This is a genomic window from Methylomonas sp. EFPC3 (assembly GCF_029643245.1).
Taxonomy (GTDB): domain Bacteria; phylum Pseudomonadota; class Gammaproteobacteria; order Methylococcales; family Methylomonadaceae; genus Methylomonas; species Methylomonas koyamae_B.
Window position 1 is genome coordinate 3,386,351 of the sequence record NZ_CP116398.1, and the last position, 18,536, is coordinate 3,404,886.

At 55.7% G+C, this 18,536-nt stretch carries 18 protein-coding genes and 1 pseudogene; 9 read left to right on the forward strand and 10 right to left on the reverse strand.

Translation table 11 applies throughout. From position 1 onward, the window contains the following. Positions 1-26: 26 nt before the first annotated feature. The 3 genes from PL263_RS15150 to PL263_RS15160 all read right to left on the reverse strand — a co-directional run bounded on the left by PL263_RS15150 (position 27) and on the right by PL263_RS15160 (position 2,138). Complete coding sequence (locus tag PL263_RS15150) at positions 27-794, reverse strand: exodeoxyribonuclease III (RefSeq protein ID WP_278210119.1); 768 nt, start codon at positions 792-794, stop codon at positions 27-29. Between the two features lie 86 nt (positions 795-880). Beyond that, positions 881-1,630 (reverse strand): methylenetetrahydrofolate reductase, encoded by a 750-nt coding sequence (locus PL263_RS15155; RefSeq protein ID WP_278210120.1) that lies wholly within the window; start codon positions 1,628-1,630, stop codon positions 881-883. 43 nt (positions 1,631-1,673) lie between these two features. Beyond that, positions 1,674-2,138, reverse strand: a complete 465-nt coding sequence (locus PL263_RS15160; RefSeq protein ID WP_278210121.1) for a winged helix-turn-helix domain-containing protein — start codon at positions 2,136-2,138, stop codon at positions 1,674-1,676. 220 nt (positions 2,139-2,358) lie between these two features. Between PL263_RS15160 and PL263_RS15165 the strand changes: the two genes are divergently transcribed. The 3 genes from PL263_RS15165 (at position 2,359) to trmB (ending at position 5,493) form a co-directional block, all read left to right on the forward strand. Beyond that, complete coding sequence (locus tag PL263_RS15165) at positions 2,359-3,426, forward strand: alkene reductase (RefSeq protein WP_278210122.1); 1,068 nt, start codon at positions 2,359-2,361, stop codon at positions 3,424-3,426. 174 nt (positions 3,427-3,600) lie between these two features. Beyond that, positions 3,601-4,740 carry a hypothetical protein gene (locus PL263_RS15170; protein WP_278210123.1) on the forward strand — a complete coding sequence of 380 codons (1,140 nt, stop codon included), beginning with the start codon at positions 3,601-3,603 and terminating at the stop codon, positions 4,738-4,740. 63 nt (positions 4,741-4,803) lie between these two features. Beyond that, entirely contained in the window at positions 4,804-5,493 is a 690-nt protein-coding gene (gene trmB, locus PL263_RS15175) for a tRNA (guanosine(46)-N7)-methyltransferase TrmB (RefSeq protein WP_278210124.1), read from the forward strand. A 15-nt stretch (positions 5,494-5,508) separates the two neighbouring features. Here trmB and PL263_RS15180 read toward each other — a convergent pair whose 3' ends face one another. Then, positions 5,509-5,745 (reverse strand): glutaredoxin family protein, encoded by a 237-nt coding sequence (locus PL263_RS15180; protein ID WP_278210125.1) that lies wholly within the window; start codon positions 5,743-5,745, stop codon positions 5,509-5,511. Positions 5,746-5,759: 14 nt separating this feature from the next. Further along, positions 5,760-9,432 (reverse strand): annotated as a pseudogene (gene metH / locus PL263_RS15185) (methionine synthase). Between the two features lie 77 nt (positions 9,433-9,509). Between metH and PL263_RS15190 the strand changes: the two are divergent. Continuing rightward, positions 9,510-9,701: a DUF2970 domain-containing protein gene (locus PL263_RS15190; RefSeq protein ID WP_140913902.1), complete on the forward strand. Its 192-nt coding sequence runs from the start codon at positions 9,510-9,512 to the stop codon at positions 9,699-9,701. Positions 9,702-9,753: 52 nt separating this feature from the next. Here PL263_RS15190 and PL263_RS15195 read toward each other — a convergent pair whose 3' ends face one another. After that, entirely contained in the window at positions 9,754-10,176 is a 423-nt protein-coding gene (locus PL263_RS15195) for a hypothetical protein (RefSeq protein WP_278210126.1), read from the reverse strand. 209 nt (positions 10,177-10,385) lie between these two features. Here PL263_RS15195 and PL263_RS15200 point away from each other — a divergent pair, with 209 nt between their 5' ends. The 4 genes from PL263_RS15200 (at position 10,386) to PL263_RS15215 (ending at position 13,108) form a co-directional block, all read left to right on the forward strand. Next, positions 10,386-10,514, forward strand: coding sequence for a hypothetical protein (locus PL263_RS15200; protein WP_255189959.1), 129 nt, complete (start codon positions 10,386-10,388; stop codon positions 10,512-10,514). 145 nt (positions 10,515-10,659) lie between these two features. Then, on the forward strand, positions 10,660-12,567 hold the full coding sequence (locus tag PL263_RS15205) for a DCC1-like thiol-disulfide oxidoreductase family protein (RefSeq protein WP_278210127.1): 1,908 nt from the start codon (positions 10,660-10,662) through the stop codon (positions 12,565-12,567). A 100-nt stretch (positions 12,568-12,667) separates the two neighbouring features. Next, a complete protein-coding gene (locus PL263_RS15210) occupies positions 12,668-12,805 on the forward strand; it encodes a hypothetical protein (protein WP_186289665.1) in 138 nt (45 codons plus the stop codon). Between the two features lie 180 nt (positions 12,806-12,985). Beyond that, entirely contained in the window at positions 12,986-13,108 is a 123-nt protein-coding gene (locus PL263_RS15215; protein WP_260839399.1) for a hypothetical protein, read from the forward strand. Positions 13,109-13,167: 59 nt separating this feature from the next. On the opposite strand, the gene PL263_RS15220 is transcribed toward PL263_RS15215, so the two are convergent. From PL263_RS15220 to glyQ, 4 genes are read right to left on the reverse strand one after another with little or no spacing between them, the layout of a single operon-like run. Continuing rightward, a complete protein-coding gene (locus PL263_RS15220) occupies positions 13,168-13,932 on the reverse strand; it encodes a lysophospholipid acyltransferase family protein (RefSeq protein ID WP_278210128.1) in 765 nt (254 codons plus the stop codon). Beyond that, entirely contained in the window at positions 13,892-14,440 is a 549-nt protein-coding gene (gene gmhB / locus PL263_RS15225) for a D-glycero-beta-D-manno-heptose 1,7-bisphosphate 7-phosphatase (protein WP_278210129.1), read from the reverse strand. Before gmhB ends, PL263_RS15220 begins: the two co-directional genes overlap by 41 nt. Continuing rightward, the gene (glyS, locus tag PL263_RS15230) at positions 14,437-16,506 is read right to left on the reverse strand and encodes a glycine--tRNA ligase subunit beta (protein ID WP_278210130.1); all 2,070 of its coding nucleotides are present in this window, start codon (positions 16,504-16,506) and stop codon (positions 14,437-14,439) included. Before glyS ends, gmhB begins: the two co-directional genes overlap by 4 nt. A 2-nt stretch (positions 16,507-16,508) precedes the next feature. After that, on the reverse strand, positions 16,509-17,423 hold the full coding sequence (glyQ, locus tag PL263_RS15235) for a glycine--tRNA ligase subunit alpha (protein WP_064023322.1): 915 nt from the start codon (positions 17,421-17,423) through the stop codon (positions 16,509-16,511). 245 nt (positions 17,424-17,668) lie between these two features. Here glyQ and ubiA point away from each other — a divergent pair, with 245 nt between their 5' ends. Then, positions 17,669-18,529 carry a 4-hydroxybenzoate octaprenyltransferase gene (ubiA, locus tag PL263_RS15240; protein WP_278210131.1) on the forward strand — a complete coding sequence of 287 codons (861 nt, stop codon included), beginning with the start codon at positions 17,669-17,671 and terminating at the stop codon, positions 18,527-18,529. Positions 18,530-18,536: the final 7 nt, after the last annotated feature.

Here is an 18,536-nt window from a genome sequence, read left to right on the forward strand (position 1 = left end):
GGCGGCCCGATGCTGGTGCAGCGCGCTCAAGCGATTTGAATGTCGATGCCGACCGGACAGTGGTCCGAACCGGTGATCTCCGGCAGGATGAAGGCGCTTTGGATGCTCGGCACTAGCGGTTCGCTGGCCAACAGGTAATCGATCCGCCAACCGATGTTCTTTTCGCGGGCGTTGGCGCGGTAACTCCACCAACTGTACGCCACTTGGTCAGGGTGGAAATGGCGGAAGCTGTCGATCAGGCCGCGCGCCAGAATACTGTCGAAGCCGTCGATCTCGGCCTGGGTGTAGCCGGCCGATTTGTTGTAATTGGCCTTGGGCCGGGCGATGTCGATGGCTTGGTGGGCGACGTTGAAATCGCCGCCGACGATCACCGGTTTGCGGCTTTGCAGATCGGCCAGATAATCGCCGAAGGCCTGGTCCCAGGTTTGCCGGTAATCCAGTCGGGACAGGCCGTCGCCGGAATTCGGCACATACACGTTCACCACGTAAAACCCCTCGTACTCGGCGGCGATGACTCGGCCTTCCAGATCGTGGTCGGCTTGGCCGATGTCGCGCAGAATTTGCAACGGCTCTTGCCGGCACAGCAGCGCGACGCCGGAATAACCCTTGCGCTCGGCCGAGTTGGCGTGGACATGGTAACCGTCGATGCCGTTCAGCGCCTGCGCCACCTGGTCTTCCTGAGCCTTGGTTTCTTGCAGCAATACGCAGTCGGCGTCGATTTGGGCCAGAGTTTCGGCAAAACCTTTGCCTTGCACGGCGCGGATGCCGTTGACGTTCCAGGAGACGATTTTCATTGCGGTAGTCGGGATGCGGTTGAAGACCCGGCTATTCTAAGCGTTGCCGGTCGCAACGGCATAGTGCGGCCGGCCGGAGGCTGGCGTCACTTAGTCGTGCCGATATTGATTCTTTGGAAATATTTACCCAAATCGATCCGGATCGGCATGAAATAGACGTGCAAACCGGTCTCGGCCGCCGTCGCGATCAGATTGTTGGCGAACTCGACGTTCCAGTCGTAATCCGGACGGAAATTTTTCGGAAATTTGACCCGATTTTTCACTTCCCAATAATTCTGCGAGGCCTGCGTCGTGATCGGACTGATGCCGATATAGGTTTCCAGCCCTTGCATATGTTCGGCATAAATCTCGACCATGCGCGGATCGTAAAACGGTTGCGAGAAAAAGCCGGTGGCGCCGGCATCGGCCTTGCGCCAGATATAGTCGCACTCGTCCTGCAAACCCTGGCGATGCGGGTCGAAACCGGCGTAAATGTTCAACTCCGGAAAGCGGCGGCGCACGGCGCGGATCAAATCCACCACGTCGGTATTGTAAAACGCCCGTTTCAAACCCTCCGGCGGATCGCCGGTCACCAGCAACACGCTATCCAGGCCGTAGTCTTCGATGATGCGGAACAATTCGCCGCCGTCGATTTTAAAGTCAATGGCCCGGAAATGCGGGATGAAGCGGAAACGGCTGCGGTCCACCCGGCTTGCCAATTGCCAACTGCGGGTGTCGAAGCGCTGGATATCCGGCACGTTGATGATGTTGATGCCTTGGTTCAGGGTTTGCACAAAGGCGTATTGTTCGTCGAAAGCCTGTAGGCTTCTGGGTACGATTTCGAAAGAAATATTCATGGATGGTGTAACGAATGGAAGTGTATTCGGTCTGGGGCTGGGTTCAACCGGCGCTGGCAAGTTTGGAATCGGTATCGTCTGCCGGGGTTTGCTGCGGTTGGGCCATCAACCCGGAGAACAGTTGCAGGTAGTCATCCGCGGAATGATTAACCGCTTCGACCATCTTGCTATATTGCGCCAGCACCTGCTGCCCTAGCGGTGTCAGTACCGTGCCGCCGCCGTGGCGTCCACCTTTCGCGGCGTGCACCAATGGCTCGGCAAAGCTACGATTCATCACGTCCACCAACATCCAGGCCCGGCGATAGCTCATATTCATGGATTTACCCGCTGCCATGATGGAACCGGTTTTTTGAATGGCGGCCAACAGCTCGGCTTTGCCCGGCCCCATCGCAATTTCCTGGTTATGGAGTAGACGCACCGTAATTTTTAACTTCGGAAGCAGGGCATCCGTATCGGTTTTGGTTGATGTCATGGCTTGGTAACGGACGAAAACGGCTAAGGTAGGCATGATACATCGCTAGCCGGGTTAATTCGACATGCTAGCCGATCAATCCCGATCTCAGGCGGATGACGGCGCTGTTTACCAAGTCGGGGTATTGCGCCGATGGGGGCATTTCCGGGCGATCTCTCGGGTATCGGCTGCCGAATAGCCCGCCAAATCGCTTGCCTGGTCCGCATTGCGGCTACTATATCGGCTTTTTAATCAGTTCAGTACGCAGGAGCACCGTATGAATCCATTGTTCGACCCCATCCGTATCGGCGACCTCGAATTGCCCAACCGTATCGTCATGGCGCCGTTAACCCGCTGCCGCGCTGGTGCCGGCCGGGTACCGAACGCGCTGATGGCGCAATACTACGCGCAACGCGCCAGTGCCGGGTTGATTCTTAGCGAAGCGACGTGCGTCAGTCCGCAAGGCGTCGGTTATCCGGATACGCCGGGCATCTGGTCGGAGGCGCAGATCGAAGGCTGGCGCGGTGTTACCGAAGCGGTCCATGCCGCCGGCGGCCGCATGTTTTTGCAACTGTGGCACGTCGGGCGGATATCCGATCCGTTTTATCTGGACGGCGAGTTACCGGTTGCGCCTAGCGCGATTGCTGCGCAAGGCCATGTCAGCCTGTTACGGCCAATGCGCGATTTTGTCACTCCGCGCGCGTTGGCGCTGGATGAGATGCCGGCCATCGTCGAGGCGTTTCGCCAGGGGGCTGCTAACGCCAAATTGGCCGGTTTCGACGGCGTCGAAATCCATGCCGCTAACGGTTACCTGTTGGACCAATTTCTGCAAGACAGTACCAACCGCCGCGACGACGCCTACGGCGGGCCGGTGGCAAATCGCGCCCGCCTATTGTTGGAGGTTACCGATGCGGCGATTTCGGTATGGGGTGCCGGCAGGGTCGGCGTGCATTTGGCGCCGCGCTGCGATATGCACAGCATGGGCGACTCCGATCCGCTGACTACCTTTGGCTATGTCGCCGAACAATTGGGCAAACGTCGGCTGGCCTTTATCTTCACGCGCGAAGCCCAGGGCGCCGACGCCATCAGTCCGGCTTTGAAACGCCGCTTCGGCGGCGAGCTGATCGCCAACGAAAATTTCAGCGCCGAAACTGCAGCGCAAGCAATCGCCAGCGGCGATGCCGACGCGGTGTCGTTTGGCAAGCACTTCATCGCCAACCCCGATCTGCCGCACCGCTTAAAGACCGGTGCGGCATTGACGCCGTTCGACGCCTCGACGTTTTACCTGTACGGCGAGGCCGGACCGAGCGAGGGGTATACCGATTATCCATTGTCGGCGGATTGAGTATCTGGCAGCCGAGTTACCTATCATTCGGAAAAAGCGGAGGGCAACCATGATGTCCGCCTTTCCCGGGCGGTATCCGGCGGAAGTTAGCAACAACACGGTGCGCGGCTATACTCAATTTCCGGAGGACGCATGAATGATACCGATTTTTAACCAGCCATGGCCGCTTCAGGCGTGAGCGAAGTAATTCGTTACCGCTACCGGCTGCCTAGTCGTATCGCCGCGTCACTGCTGTTTGCGGCGCTTGCGCCGACCAGCGGCTTGGCCTATCTCGCCGTCAGCGCGCCGTTGTCCCAGTATGCCAGTCTGATAGGCCTGTTGACTGTTGCCAGCGGTATATGCGCCGTTTTGCTGGGTTGGATCGTTGCCAGAGCGTCGTTTAAACCGCATTACATCGAATTACGGGAGGAAGAAGCCTTGTTGCCTAAGGCATCTTTGACGTTGCCGATTATCTGTATGCCCTATTCGGCAATCGAACAGGTCAAGCGGCTTAAGGTGTCCGGCCATACCGTGGCCGTGGTGGTTTCGGCTTTCGGCGAAGCTCGGGTCAATTCCGGTTGGTTCACGGCACCGGGGGAATTTGCCGAATTTCTCGAGCAGGTCGAGCGGCGGCGCCTGCAACACGCCAAGACCAAGTTGCCGGCCTTCGAGTCGTTACTCGCTGCGATTCGTGAGCGCAGTCAGGAGGATCCGCTGGCGGGTGCCAAAATCGCTGCGCAAGAGGTCTTCCATCGCTTGACTGCGGCGATGCAGAACGATAAAGGCGTACATGCCGAATCGCTGTTGTGCGCGCTGGGGGCTTTGGCCGGTTACGCTTGCCAGGCCAGCGTCAGGCAGCGCAATTTGGCGGAAGGTTTGGCTGCCGAGGCCGGTTTCGTTGTGATTGAAGGTACCGATGGCAACCGCTATTTTTACGGAGACGCTTTAAACTCGCCGTTGGCGGAGTCGCAGTATTCGGTGTGGGGTTTGGCGGCAGCGGCGGCGCAAAAATCCGGCTGCCAAGCGTTGCTGGATGTTGGCGAACTATTCCGCCACAGCGCAAATACTTTGGGCAGTGCCGAATTCGGCGTGTTGCGTCTGCCGTTACGGCAATCTCCGGCCGATAAACCGTTGAATTACTTAAAGGCCTTGTGGCCTAACCTGCTGCCGACGGTACAGCTGCTGTGTCCGGCTGCGGCACATTGGCCGATTCTGTTCGGTTTGGCGATACAGGATGCGATTCATGGCGGAAAAACCGTGATCGACCCGTGCATTGCGCTTAAAATTGTCATGGAAAGCGCTATCACGATGTCCAAGGTAGACCTCGGCGGCTGATCGTTACGATCTTCTGTCTTAGCGGCGGCCTTTCGCATTTTTCTGTTCTGACTTTTTGAATCAATGACCGCACCGCAACGTATCGACCCGTCCAAAATCCGAAGTTTCATCCGCCGCCAGGGCCGCGCCACTGCCGGCCAAAAATTCGCGCTGGAGCACCATTGGCAGAAATACTGTCTGGCGCCGGAACAGATGTTCGATCCAGTGTCAGCCTTTGGTCGGCAGGCGCCGCTGATCGTCGAGATCGGTTTCGGTAACGGCGACAGTCTGGCGGCGATGGCGGCAGCCAATCCGCATTTGAATTATTTGGGGATTGAAGTGCATAGGCCGGGCGTCGGCCACTTGATGATGTTGCTGGAGCAGCGCGGCATCGACAATGTCAGGATCTACCATCACGATGCGATCGAAATCCTGGAACAAAAAGTCGCCGACCACAGTTTGGCCGGCGTACATTTGTTTTTTCCCGACCCTTGGCAAAAACGCCGACACCACAAGCGCCGTATCGTCCGCCCTGGTTTTGTCGAATTGCTGAATAAAAAATTGGTGGTCGGCGGTTATTTTCACGCGGCGACCGATTGGGAGCATTACGCCAAGGATATGCTGACGATTTTGGCCGCAGGCGCGGGATTGAAGAATAGCAGTCCGAGCGGGGATTTTTGTCCGCGGCCGGATTACCGGCCGTTGACCAAATTCGAGAATCGCGGTTTAGGCTTGGGCCACGGCGTTTGGGATTTGATTTTCACCAAGCTTTAACACGTCGCGGCTACATTAGGCCTGGGTTTGGGCGACAAGCCAAAGCACCTGTTCCGGGCCAAACGGCCAGTGCAGTTCCAGGCCGCGACCGGGGTGTGCCAAGACCGGAATCTTAATCCCATAGCGCTGCAGCAAGGCTTGGTCGTCGATGATGTCCTGCGTGTCGAAGCTCAAGCCGGCCAGTCTGACTATTTCTTCGGCTTCTTCGCATAAGTGGCAGCCGTCGGTGCCGTACAAAATAAAATCCGCCATCAATCTTGGCCTGATCAGTGGTTCAAGTGTGCCGCCAGCCAGCGCTCCGCCACTTCCAGCTTGATGCCTTTGCGCCGCGCATAATCTTCCAACTGGTCGCGGTCGATCTTGCCGACGTTGAAGTACTGCGATTCCGGATGTGAGAAGTACCAGCCGCTAACCGCCGCCGCCGGATACATTGCAAAACTTTCGGTCAACGTGATCGTCGTATGCTCGGTGGCGTTCAGCAGTGCGAACAACTTGGCTTTTTCGGTGTGGTCCGGGCAGGCCGGATAACCGGGGGCCGGGCGGATGCCGCGGTAGGCTTCTTCGATCAGCGCCGCGTTGTCGTAATTTTCATCCTCGGCATAGCCCCAGTAGTCTTTACGTACCGCCAAATGCATATACTCGGCAAAGGCTTCGGCCAGGCGGTCGGCCAGGGCCTTCAGCATGATGGCGCTGTAGTCGTCGTGGTCCTGTTCGAATTCGGCCAGTTTGGTTTCGATGCCGATACCGGCGGTGACGGCAAAACCGCCGATGTAGTCGGCGATGCCGCTTTCAACCGGCGCAACGAAGTCGGACAAGCAATAGTTCGGCCGGCCCGGCGCCTTGACGTTCTGCTGCCGCAAATGGTGCAGCACTTCGAGCCGCTCGCTACGGCTGTCGTCGGTGTAAACGATGACGTCATCGCCGTCGCTGTTGGCCGGGAAAAAGCCGATCACAGCTTTGGCGGTCAGCCAGTTTTCGCTGACGATGCGATTTAGCATGTCCTGCGCGTCTTGGAATAATTTGCTGGCTTCCTTGCCGACGACCGCATCATGCAAGATCGCCGGGTAGCTGCCGGACAGTTCCCAAGTCAGGAAGAAAGGTGTCCAGTCGATGTATTGTGCCAGTGTCGCCAGCGGGAAATGGTCGAAGACCTGGGTGCCGAGGAACTTCGGTTTAACCGGCTGATGCCCGGCATGGTCGAAACGGTTACGCCGCGCGGCTTCAAGCGGATGCTGCGGATTCTTGGCCTGGCGGCCTTTATGGCGTTCACGGACCTGGGCATACTCGTCGCGGGTTTTGGCGACAAAGTCAGCTTTTAAATCCTGGCTGAGCAGCGAGCTGACTACGCCGACCGCACGCGAGGCGTCGGTGACATAAACAGTTGGATGCTCGTAGTTGGGTTCGATCTTGACTGCGGTGTGGGCGCGCGATGTGGTGGCACCGCCGATCAACAACGGAATTTGGAAGCCCTGGCGCTGCATTTCCTTGGCGACATGGACCATTTCGTCCAGCGACGGCGTGATCAAACCGCTCAGGCCGATCACGTCGACCTTTTCCTCGCGGGCGGTTTTCAAGATGTTTTCCGCCGGCACCATCACACCCATGTCGATCACTTCGTAGTTATTGCATTGCAATACCACGGTGACGATGTTTTTGCCGATGTCGTGCACGTCGCCTTTGACGGTGGCCATCAGCACCTTGCCGTTGGTTTCGCGGGCGGCGCCGTCCTTGTCGGCGTCCATGAACGGCATCAGGTAGGCCACGGCTTTTTTCATGACCCGCGCCGACTTGACGACTTGCGGCAGAAACATCTTGCCTTCGCCGAACAGGTCGCCGACCACGTTCATACCGTCCATCAACGGGCCTTCGATGACGTGCAACGGCTTTTCCGCTTCCAGGCGGGCGGCTTCGGTATCTTCCTCGATAAAGTCGGCGATACCTTTGACCAAAGCGTGTTCCAGGCGTTTAGTAACTGGCCATTCGCGCCATTCCAGGGTTTCCTGCTTGGCCGCCTGGCCGCTACCGCGATATTTTTCGGCGATGTCCAGCAGTCTTTCGGTGCCGTCCGGGGTGCGGTTCAGAATCACGTCCTCGACTGCGTTGCGCAACTCTTCCGGAATGTCGGCGTAAATCGCCAGTTGGCCGGCGTTGACGATGCCCATGTCCATGCCGGCATGCACCGCGTGGTACAGAAATACCGCGTGGATCGCTTCCCGCACCGGATTGTTGCCGCGGAACGAGAACGAGACGTTGGATACGCCGCCGGAAATCAAGGCATGCGGCAGGTTTTGCTTGATGGCGCGGGTGGCTTCGATGAAATCGACGCCGTAATTGTTGTGCTCCTCGATACCGGTGGCGACCGCGAAAATATTCGGGTCGAAGATGATGTCTTCCGGCGGGAAGCCGACCTGCTCGGTCAAAATCTTGTAGGCGCGGCTGCAGATTTCGATCTTGCGCGCCATGGTGTCGGCCTGGCCGACTTCGTCGAAGGCCATCACGATCACCGCCGCGCCGTAGCGGCGTACCAATTTGGCTTGCTCGATGAATTTGGCTTCGCCTTCCTTGATTGAAATCGAGTTGACGATACCCTTGCCTTGGATGCATTTCAGGCCGGCTTCCAGTATCTCCCATTTCGACGAATCCAGCATCACCGGCACTTTGGCGATGTCCGGCTCGGCCGCCAGCAAATTCAGAAAGCGCACCATCGCCGCTTTCGAATCGAGCATGCCTTCGTCCATGTTGATGTCGATGATTTGCGCGCCGTTTTCCACCTGTTGGCGCGCCACTTCCAGGGCATCCTCGTAGCGCTCTTCGACGATCATCTTCTTGAACACCGCCGAACCGGTAACGTTGGTCCGCTCGCCCACGTTGACGAACAAGGTATCCGGGCCGATGCTCATCGCTTCCAAGCCGGCCAGATGGCAGCGTTTTTCCAGTTCCGGAATTTGTCGCGGCGGATATTTGCTCAGTTCGGCGACGATGGCGCGGATCGTGTCGGGCGAGGTGCCGCAGCAACCGCCGATGATGTTCAGATAACCGTTGGCGGCCCAGTCGGCCAGTTCGGCGGCCATCATTTCCGGGGTTTCGTCATATTCGCCGAACTCGTTGGGCAGGCCGGCGTTGGGGTGGGCCGAGACGTAGGTGTCGGCGATGTTGGACAATTCTTCGATGTACTGGCGCAGTTCCTGGGCGCCGAGCGCGCAGTTGAAGCCGATCGAAATCGGTTTGACGTGTTTCAGCGAAGTCCAGAATGCGGCCGCGGGTCTGGCCGGACAAGGTGCGGCCTGAGGCGTCGGTAATGGTGCCGGAAATCATCACCGGCAATTGGTAACCGATTTGGTCGAATACCGATTCGACGGCGAATATCGCCGCCTTGGCATTCAGGGTGTCGAATACGGTTTCGATCAGAATAATATCCGCGCCGCCGTCGATCAAGCCACGGGTGGCTTCGCTGTAAGCGTCAACCAAGTCGTCGAAGGTGATGTTTCTAAAACCCGGGTCGTTGACGTCAGGGGACATCGACGACGTGCGGTTGGTCGGGCCCAGCACGCCGGCGACGAAACGCGGTTTGTCCGGTGTCAGCGAGGTTGCCGCATCGGCCGCTTGTCTAGCGACGCGGGCCGAGGCGACGTTGATTTCGTAGGCCAGATCTTCCATCCGGTAATCGGCCATCGCCACCTTGGTGGAATTGAAGGTGTTGGTTTCCAGAATGTCGGTGCCGGCATCCAGATAGGCCTTGTGTATGGCGCGAATGACATCGGGTTGGGTGATCGACAGCAGGTCATTATTGCCTTTCAGATCGACCGGCCAGTCGGCAAAGCGCTCGCCGCGATAGTCCTTCTCCTCCAGCTTGTAGCTCTGTATCATGGTGCCCATGGCGCCATCCAGAAATAAAATTCGCTGTGACAGAAGCTGGTGTAAACGTTCGGAGCTATTCATGCGGGCAGTTGATCGAAGAGTGATATTGGAACGGCGGCTGATCGGAAATTTTGGCAAATCAAGATTTGAGGGAAACCATGTCTAAACCCAGTCTGTTGCACGTCGTAAAAAGCGTGATAGCCGCCGCGATTGGCGTACAAAGCAACAAGAACAGAGAGATCGATTTTCAGCATGGCTCGCTGCCGGCCTACGTGATCGTCGGCTTGATTGCGACGGTACTGTTTATTTTGGCGATAGTCAGTATCGTGTCGGCCGTCGTTGGCGGTTGAATGATTGCCGTGGTAAGCCCAAGTTGCCTTGGGCTTACCGAATCGGAACGGCTTAGCTGCCGGACGAGGTTTTAAAGCTGTCTTTAATGCTGATAAACATCTCTTTGACGCCGCTGAACAGGTTTGCCGGAGTCAACGCTTCTTTCAAAATCACCAAGGTGCGGACGACAGCGACGACGAGGAAGCCGGCTATCGAGGGAAATAATTCGCACAAGCTGTTGACGAAGAAACCGCCGGCGTTTTCCTGGGTTCTTCTGTCGCTGACGCTGGCCAAATCGCGGTCGTAAGTGTCGCCGATGTCTTTGCCGCCCAGGGCATCGATGATCTCGATGCAGAAAATTTGGGCGATGAATTCCACTGCGAAAAATGCTGCAGCGCACGCGGCCACCCACATCAAAACATTGGATTTTTTAGCCTTCATCATGCTCTGGTAAACCCAGATAGCGGTCAAAACCATTACAATGCCACCGATCATATTTATTCCCCTTGTACTTTTTTATTGTTCTAAAAATTCAGGTTGAAATGGCATACTACCATATTCGGTCCGGATAGCAATTGTGCCGCTATCTTTATCGGACAGCCACGAATTGCTTGACTTTGAGGGTGGCTAAAGTAACATATGAACTTCGACCGCCAACGAAATGGCACATTTTATAACAACTAACTTTAAGGTAGGAGGCACCCATGGGAGCGATCTTAGATTTAACAGAAATGCTGAAAGAACCATCTGGCATGATCGGCGCGGTAGTAATCATCGCTGCTGGCTATTTCTTCGTAAAATGGGTTTTCGCTGAACCTAAAGACGAAGAATAAGCAACGTTTCCTGCTCGCGCTTACAAAGCTTTTCTGGAAAAAGCGGCTACGGACAGATCCCGTAGCCGCTTTTTTTTTCGCCCTCTGAGCCGGCTTTTCGGCAAAATCCCTTATAATCGGTAGTCTTTTGGCCTGCCGATCCATCATGTACAAATCGTTAGTTCTAAAAATCAATAGGCTTTATTCGGAAAGGGTTCCGGCAACCGGCATCGGCTTGTTTCGGCTGCTGTTTGGTTTGGTAACGTTGCAGGAAGTGTTGTTTCTGCTGTATTTCAACCATCTGATTTTCGATCCGATTCCGTTCCTGGATGTCGAATTTCCGATGATTCCGTTCTTTCTCTGGCTGTGGGCAGTAGTGGCCATATGTCTGGCCGCGGGTTACCGTTGCCAAGTCAGCAGTATTGCTAACTATCTGTTCTGGCTGGTTTTCGTCAATTTCACCCCGATGCAACGCGATTTTGACGGCGGCTTCGATTTGTTCATGACCGGTGCCAATTTCTGTTTGATCTTCATGCCGCTGGACCGGGCATTCGCCATCGACGGATTACGCCGCAAATTGCGTAATCCGTTCGTTCAGTATTCCGCCTACGGACCGGAAACCGTCTCGGCCTTGACATACCATTTACCGGTCATCGTCTGCCTCGGCTTTTTATATTTCGATTCGGCGATTCACAAAATGTTCGCCGAGCATTGGCGCAACGGCCTTGGCGCCTGGCTACCGTCTTCCATGCCTTACTACATATCGGCGCTCGATATGTCCTGGCTGCTGAACATCGAGATCCTGCAACAGACCATCGGTTACACCATCATCGTTTTCCAGTTCAGTTTCTTGTTTTTGTACTTCCGCCGGAATTTCAGGTGGTTGTACTTTCTGCTGGGATTGTCGCTGCATTTGGGCATCGCCCTCTCGTTGAATATCTATCCGTTCGGTATGGGCATGTTGATTTTCTATGCACTCATGATGCCGTTTGGTTGGTACCGTTTTATCGGAGCGCGGCTTTGCGCCAAACAGGCGGTTTTGACCGTGTTTTACGACCAGCAATGTCCTCTGTGCAATCGCACGGTGTTGACCTTGAACCATTTCGACATATTGCGCCGTATCGATTTCAAGCCCGCGCAAATCCATGCTGCCGAATATCCGGCTTTGTCGCATTTGGGGCAGGAACAACTGATGAAGGATCTTTACGCGGTCGACGGTCAAGGCCGGGTCTATGCAGGTGTCGACACTTATTCGCAAATTCTGGTGGCGATGGGCTACCCGGCGCTGGCAGGCTGGACAATGCGCTTGCCGTTACTCTACGGATGGATTTGTAAGCGCTATCGGGCGATAGCCGACAATCGGCAACGTCTAGTCTGCGACAGCAGTTGCGCTCCGCCGGTTGCCGACGCAGCCGAAAATAGTCTTTACCATCGAATTTTCGAGGCTGAGCATGCGATCTCGGCCAGAAGTTGCGTCCACAAGATCAGTAAAGTGTTGTTGGTATTGATCTTGTTTCAACTCAACAGCAGCATACATTACGGTTTGCTTTACCGCTTGCACGTCGACACCCGGCAAACGCCGGTGACCAGCATGCTGAACAATATGAGCAATGCACTGTTGATGATGTCGCATACCTTTCTCGGCATCACGCCGCATGCTTTGTATCTGCACGACCATTTCGAAGGCTACGACCATATTTTGGCGATTACCTATCTCGACGCGGATGGTACCGAGCGCTGGTTACCGTTCGTCGACCAGCAGGGCCGGCTGTTGGCGCCCAACTGGGGGCGGGTGCATTCGATGTGGGCCAATATCGCCGTTACGCCGAATATCGACGAATTGCGGCTGAAAAAATTCATCATGAAAATCACTGCTTTCTGGGGTATCAAAGGCGGTTTGGACCTGGATAACACCCAGTTCATCATCAAAATGAAGAAAATCAGGGCGCCGTTTACCTGGGAGAAAGATTTAAGAAACAATAATTTATCCGGTAGCTGGCAAACGATAGGCTCGGCACGCTGGGTCGGTAGGGAAATCAAAATCAGCCTGCCTATGGACATCGACGCAATATGAAAAAGGGTGTTGCATGCGCAGATTGGTCATGCTATAAATTTTGCGTGCTTCGTTTAAGTACACTCAAAATTATAAAAACCCATTAAATCTGGAGGATGTTATGAAAAAAGTATTTTCTGTTTTGGCTATGGTTATGGTTATGGTGAGCTTGGCCGGTTGCATGGACGATCCAGACCAAGGCAACCCAAAACCAAAAGGTTACGGTTCTACCAACCAACAAGGCAGCGGTATAAAATAATCGTAGCCGTTACAGGATTTCAGACTCCTGATGTAAGGCCCGCATTTGCGGGCCTTATTCGTTTAAGGGCTTGACAATTTGATAATAACCCTGAATTTGCGTATCTGTTTTTAGCCGTGTTATAAAACCTTCCGTGTTCGATTGACGAGCACGTAAAAATTAAAATTTTTTGGAGGAATTATGAAAAAAGTACTGTCTTTATTGGCTATGACACTGATGATTGCCGGCTTGAGCGGATGCATGGACGATCCAGATGCGTCAAAACAAAAAGTTTCCAGCGCTACTTCATCAGTACAGCTGTAAACAAACCTGCTTAACAAAAAGGCCCGTTGAATCCGGGCCTTTTTTGTGTCAAACGGTTACTAAACCTTGGTTTTTTCCGCTTCGATTTCTGCCATGGCCTGAGAAATCCAGGCTTCGGCTTCAGCATTGATATCTTTCGATTTCTTATTGACCGTAGTTATTGGCGGGCCGATTTTTACCTTAATTACGCCGGGATACTTTAAAAAGCTGTTGCGCGGCCAAAATTCGCCGGCGTTGTGCGCCAAAGGAATCACCGGGAAGCCGGATTTCTGGGCCAGCATAGCGCCGCCGGCATTAAATTTTTTGTGCGCGCCTGGCGCGACCCTGGTGCCTTCCGGAAACACCACGACGAACAAGCCCTCCTGTAAGCGTTCGATACCTTGATCGATCAACATTTTCAGCGCTTCTTTCTGATTTTGCCGGTCGATGGCGATTGGCTTCAATGTCGCCAAAGCCCAGCCGCCGAACGGAATCTGTAGCAGGGATTTCTTTAAAACCGCGGTTTGCGGCCGAATAAACTGTCTCAACGCCACCGTCTCCCAGGCCGATTGGTGTTTGCTCAGCACGATCGCCGCCCGGTCTTGCGGGATGTGCTCCCGGCCCTCCACCTCGTAGCTCAGGCCGCAGCACAGCTTTAACATATGAAGCAGGCAGTCTATCCAGATGTCGGCGAATTTGTAGCGCAAATGAAACGGCAGGAAAAACCCGCCCAGGATCGCCACCCCGACGATCAGCGTCGAGATCACGATGTAAATGAATAGCAGGGTAGAGCCCAGATAAACTCTAAAGTCGGCTTTCGGAGACGATGTATGTCGCTGCGTCATAAAGATTGTCGAAAACGGGAACGTCTAGTTGTGGATTGTCGTTAAGGGTTTGCATGCCTTTACCGGTCTTGACCAACACCGGTCTGGCGCCGGCTGCTTGGGCGGCCTGTATGTCGCGCAACGCATCGCCGACGGCAAAAGTAGCGCATAAATCGATTTGTTTGTCTTGCGCCAATCGGCGAAACAAGCCGGCTTTGGGTTTGCGGCAATCGCATATGTCGCCGGGGCCGTGCGGGCAGTAATAGATTGCCTCGATTTCGCCGCCGGCAGCACGGGTCAGTTGCAACATTTTGGCGTGGATTGCGTCCAGCGTTGCCAAATCGAACAAGCCTCGGGCAATGCCGGACTGGTTGCTGATCACCGCTACGTGAAAGCCATGGCGGTTCAGCATGGCTATGGCTTCCAGGCTACCCGGTAAGGGCAGCCATTCAGCGGCGGATTTGATGAACTCGTCGGAATCGACGTTGATGGTGCCGTCCCGATCCAGTATCACGTAACGCCCGCTCACGCTTGCAGCTTGGAAATGTCGGCGATTCGCAAGAATTGGTTGGACAATTTGGCCAGCAGCGCCAAGCGGCTGTTACGCAGTGCCGGATCGTCGGTATTGACCATCACGTCGTCGAAAAAAGCGTCGACGCTGTCGCGCAGCTGCGCCAGGCGGCTTAGCGCCAGCGCATAATTTTGTTCCGCCAATAACGGCCCGATATCGGCCTCCGACTGTTCGGCGGCGATAAGCAGGTTTTTCTCCGCCGCTTCGACTAATGTCCCGATCTGCTCGGCCGGCGCTTGCTCGGACTTTTTCAGGATATTGCTGATCCGTTTGTTGGCTGCCGCCAAACTTTCCGCTTCGGGCAGAGCGCGGAAATTCTGTACGGCGCGGATGCGTTGCCAAAAATCGAACGGCCGGGTCGGATTAACCGCCAATACTGCCTCGAATTCGTCGCTGGAAAAGCCCTGGTCCAGGCAATAGCCTTTCAGGCGGTCGAAAACAAAGCCGACCAATTTCTGCCGGATTTCGGCCTTGTCGAAAGCGTGGCTGAATTGCGTCAGCGCCGCATCCAGCAATTCCGCAACGTCCAAGGCCAAACCGTTTTCGACCAGTATCCGCAAGATACCTATCGCGGCACGGCGTAAGGCATACGGATCCTTATCGCCGGTCGGAATCAGGCCAACGCTGAAAATACCGGCCAGCGTGTCGATTTTTTCCGCCAACGCCAGCGCAATGCTGATCGGCGCCTGCGGAATTTCGCCACCGGATTGTTTCGGGAAATACTGTTCTTCCAGCGCGTGGGCCACCGCCAAATCTTCGCCGTCGGCCGCGGCATAATAGCGCCCCATCGTGCCTTGCAGATTGGCGAACTCGCCGACCATATTAGTTATCAGATCGGTTTTCGCCAGTAGGGCTGCGCGCTTGGCCAAGCCCGTGTCGGCGCCGAGTTGTTCAGCAATCAGGCCGGCCAGATTGGCGACACGTTCGGTTTTGTCGAACAAGGTGCCCAGGTCTTTCTGGAATACGATGGTTTTCAGGCTTTCCACCCGTTCGGCCAGCGACTGTTTTCTATCCTGCTTCCAGAAAAATTCGGCATCGACCAAGCGCGGCAGTACCACCCGCTCGTTGCCGGCCCGAATCGAATCCGGCCGCGAGCTTTCGATATTGGCGAAGGTAATGAAATGCGGCAGCAAACCGCCTTGCGCATTCTTCACCGGGAAGTATTTCTGGTTGGCCTGCATCGTCGTGATCAATACCTCCTGCGGCAATTCTAGAAAACGGGAATCGAAATTGCCCACCACCGGCACCGGCCATTCGTTCAGCGCAGCAACCTCTTCCAGCAGGTCCGCCTCGATATGGGCGACGCCGCCGACTTTTTCCGCCGCTTGGTTCGCCGCATCGCGAATCACCGCCATCCGTTCCTCGAAATCGGCCAGCACCTTGCCCTGCAGTCTTAAAACCTCCAGATACTCGTGCGGATCGTGAATGCTCAAATCCTGCGGCGAGTGAAAGCGGTGGCCGCGGGTGATCCGGCCGGTAGTGCGGCCGAGGATGTCGGTAACGATGATTTCGCTGCCGAACAATAGCACCGCCCAATGTACCGGTCGGGCGAATTCGGCGTCGAAACTGCCCCAGCGCATGCGCTTGGCGATCGGCAGATTGGCCAAGGCCTTGCGGATGATGTCCGGTAATAATTCGGCGGTGGCCTGACCTTTTACGGCCTGCTTGAAGATCAGCCAGGAGCCTTTGTCGGTCTCCAGTTTTTCCAATTGCTCGAAACTGGCGCCGCAACTGGCCGCGAAGCCCAAGGCCGCCTTGCTGGGCGCGCCGTCCGGCCCGTAAGCCGCTTGCAGGGCCGGGCCGCGTTTCTCGACCACCTTGTCGGCCTGAAAGGTTTGCAGATCGTCGATCAATACCGCGAGTCGGCGCGGAGTGGCATAGGCGCGGGCCAAGTCGTAACTCAACCCGGCATCCTGCAGACCGGCCAGGATGTTGTCCAGCAAGGCCTGGCTCAGGCGTTTCAGAGACTTCGGCGGTAATTCCTCGCAGCCCAATTCGAATAGAAAATGATTGGTCGCAGTCATGATTACGCTCCTTGTCTGGCCAGAATCGGAAAGCCCAGCGCTTCCCGGCGGTTGTAATAAGCTTCGGCGACCGATTTGGCCATATTGCGGACCCTGAGGATATAGCGTTGGCGCTCGGTCACGGAAATGGCGTGGCGGGCGTCGAGCAGGTTAAACGAATGCGAGGCTTTCAACACCATTTCATAGGCCGGCAGCGGCAGATTTTTTTCCAACAACATCAGGCATTCGCGTTCGTAGGTGTCGAAGCAGTTGAACAGGAAATCGACGTTGGCCAGATCGAAGTTGAACTCCGACATTTCCACCTCGTTCTGGTGAAATACGTCGCCGTAAGTGACCACGCCCTGCGGGCCCTGAGTCCAGACCAGATCGAATACGGACTCGACGCCTTGCAGATACATCGCGATCCGTTCCAGACCATAAGTAATCTCGCCGGTTACCGGCCGGCATTCCAAACCGCCGACTTGTTGGAAATAGGTAAATTGCGTCACTTCCATACCGTTCAACCACACTTCCCAGCCCAAGCCCCAGGCGCCCAGGGTCGGCGACTCCCAGTTGTCCTCGACGAAGCGGATGTCGTGTTCCAACAGATCCAGCCCCAAATGGCGCAACGATCCCAGGTAAAGCTCCTGGATGTTGTCCGGCGACGGCTTCATGATCACCTGGAATTGGTAGTAGTGCTGCAAGCGGTTCGGATTTTCGCCATAGCGGCCGTCGGTCGGCCGACGCGAAGGCTGCACGTATGCCGAGTTCCACGGTTCCGGACCGATCGCGCGCAAAAACGTGGCCGGATGGAAGGTGCCGGCGCCGACTTCCTGGTCCAAAGGCTGCAACAACACACACCCCTGATTCGACCAGTATTCCTGCAAAGTCAGAATCAGGCCCTGAAAAGTTGAGACATCGTTTTTGCTAGTCGACACGTTGAGAGCCACTCGTTTGGTAAAAATGCCCCGATTATATCCGAAATCGCTACGCAGGGCGGAAGGGCGCCGGGCCGCCGATACCCGACAAAGCTTGCTGGCGACGGGCGGGCCGCCGCAAAATCCAGAGTGAATTCGGCTGCGGTTAGACTAGTCGACAACTCGGTTAAAACCGCCGGTTTTGGATTAGAATGCCCGGCCATGGCCCGCAATCGCCCTTGTAACTTCCCAACCCGTGCCCAGCGATGAATAAAATTACCGAGCGCCTTCGCCAATACTGGCTTCTCGCCCGCTTCGACAAACCCATAGGCATTTTCATTTTGCTGTGGCCTACCTTATGGGCGTTATGGATTGCCGGCAACGGCAGGCCTGACGGACTGGTGTTGACGGTATTCGTTGCCGGCGTGGTTTTGATGCGCGCGGCCGGCTGCGTCATCAACGATTATGCCGACCGCGATTTCGACCCGCATGTCGACCGCTGCAAGCAACGGCCGATCGCCGCCGGCCGCGTCACGCCCAAAGAAGCCTTGCTGGTATTTGCAGCACTGTGCCTGACCGCGTTCGGCCTGGTGTTATTAATGAACTGGTACACTATAGCGCTGTCCTTCGTCGGCGCTTTTCTGGCGGCCAGCTATCCGTTCATGAAACGCTATACCCATTTGCCGCAAGCCTATCTGGGCGCGGCATTCGGTTTTGCGGTACCGATGGCGTTTGCCGCCCAAACCAACAGCATCCCGTTGGTGGGCTGGGTTTTATATCTGGCGGTTTTGCTGTGGGCGCTGGTGTACGACACGATGTATGCGATGGTTGATATCGACGACGACTTGAAAATCGGCGTTAAATCCACGGCAATTTTATTCGGCAGCCGGGTGCGGGAAATCACCGGCGGTCTGCAAGTCGTCATACTGGGCTTGTTAGTCTGGATCGGCACGCGACAGCAATTGGCCTGGCCCTATTACGCCGGTTTATTGGCCGCGACCGGTTTTGCGGTTTACCAGCAAACGCTGATCTTCCATTTCGACAAACCCAATTGTTTCAAAGCGTTTTTGAACAACAACTGGTTTGGTCTGGCCGTATTTGCCGGGCTGGTACTGGCATACCTGTAACCGGACA

Bases quoted from the DNA above. Each gene is read 5' to 3' on its own strand.
- PL263_RS15180 (WP_278210125.1), bottom strand. From the start codon at position 5,745: ATGGCGGATTTTATTTTGTACGGCACCGACGGCTGCCACTTATGCGAA.
- glyS (WP_278210130.1), bottom strand. From the start codon at position 16,506: ATGACTGCGACCAATCATTTTCTATTCGAATTGGGCTGCGAGGAATTA.
- PL263_RS15150 (WP_278210119.1), bottom strand. From the start codon at position 794: ATGAAAATCGTCTCCTGGAACGTCAACGGCATCCGCGCCGTGCAAGGC.
- PL263_RS15200 (WP_255189959.1), top strand. From the start codon at position 10,386: ATGGGAGCGATCTTAGATTTAACAGAAATGCTGAAAGAACCATCTGGC.
- PL263_RS15215 (WP_260839399.1), top strand. From the start codon at position 12,986: ATGAAAAAAGTACTGTCTTTATTGGCTATGACACTGATGATTGCCGGC.
- trmB (WP_278210124.1), top strand. From the start codon at position 4,804: ATGACCGCACCGCAACGTATCGACCCGTCCAAAATCCGAAGTTTCATC.
- PL263_RS15190 (WP_140913902.1), top strand. From the start codon at position 9,510: ATGTCTAAACCCAGTCTGTTGCACGTCGTAAAAAGCGTGATAGCCGCC.
- PL263_RS15220 (WP_278210128.1), bottom strand. From the start codon at position 13,932: ATGACGCAGCGACATACATCGTCTCCGAAAGCCGACTTTAGAGTTTAT.
- PL263_RS15195 (WP_278210126.1), bottom strand. From the start codon at position 10,176: ATGATCGGTGGCATTGTAATGGTTTTGACCGCTATCTGGGTTTACCAG.
- PL263_RS15205 (WP_278210127.1), top strand. From the start codon at position 10,660: ATGTACAAATCGTTAGTTCTAAAAATCAATAGGCTTTATTCGGAAAGG.
- PL263_RS15165 (WP_278210122.1), top strand. From the start codon at position 2,359: ATGAATCCATTGTTCGACCCCATCCGTATCGGCGACCTCGAATTGCCC.
- ubiA (WP_278210131.1), top strand. From the start codon at position 17,669: ATGAATAAAATTACCGAGCGCCTTCGCCAATACTGGCTTCTCGCCCGC.
- PL263_RS15160 (WP_278210121.1), bottom strand. From the start codon at position 2,138: ATGCCTACCTTAGCCGTTTTCGTCCGTTACCAAGCCATGACATCAACC.
- PL263_RS15210 (WP_186289665.1), top strand. From the start codon at position 12,668: ATGAAAAAAGTATTTTCTGTTTTGGCTATGGTTATGGTTATGGTGAGC.
- PL263_RS15155 (WP_278210120.1), bottom strand. From the start codon at position 1,630: ATGAATATTTCTTTCGAAATCGTACCCAGAAGCCTACAGGCTTTCGAC.